The organism is Escherichia sp. WS1152, from assembly GCF_046487665.1.
GTDB classification, from domain to species: Bacteria; Pseudomonadota; Gammaproteobacteria; order Enterobacterales; family Enterobacteriaceae; genus Escherichia; species Escherichia coli.
The window spans coordinates 1-730 of sequence record NZ_JBJQJA010000060.1; the positions used below are offsets into that span (position 1 = coordinate 1).

Here is a 730-nt window from a genome sequence, read left to right on the forward strand (position 1 = left end):
AATTCTTTTCCATTAGAAAAAAAATGATAAATGAGGGATTGCGTGAAATAGACCTTGATGAGGTGAGTTCAATTAATGAGTTAAAATACTTTATGTACGATGTGTTGAAAAAAGAGATTGAAAAATCAAGTGTGGGCTATATTGTAAGGGATAAAATAGAATCGGCCCTTCCTGAAAAAGATAAAATCGCAAACTATCATGATGCAATGAACTGGTTGGATGGAAAAATAAAAGATGAGAGTAATTCAAAGATAGAGATAGTCAACATAGAATCAACCTTAATTATCCCATTTAAAATAGGTGACATGGCATCTAGTGTATCATTGATAAGTATAGCCAAAATAGCTAGTTATGCTATGCCTGTATTCATGGTTTTTTGGTTGGGTTCACTGTTCGTCACGCGGAGAATAGAGATGATGAATCTTATGAAAACAAAGGATATATCATTGATATACCCACATATTCTTAATATCTTCTCAGTGGACACAACAAAATCTCAAGATTTCAACCTTTATCTCTTAGGCGATGAAAAGATAAGAAAACAAATAAACGCCTCTATATTTTTAATTAAAGCAATAAAAGGTTTTTTATTTATATCATTAGCACTCGCAATGTGTGGGCCATTGTATTATGGCGAATTTATTTACCTGGTAAACTACAACACATCCTCGCTGCCACTATTCATTGTTTCATTTTCTTGCATGCTAATAAATATAATCCAAGCAGTTGG

The 730-nt window shown here is 32.5% G+C and carries 1 protein-coding gene; it reads left to right on the top strand.

What is annotated here, in order from left to right; genetic code table 11:
• The coding region (locus ACJHW7_RS25275) for a hypothetical protein (RefSeq protein WP_337450443.1) at positions 1-730 on the top strand (730 nt) is incomplete at both ends.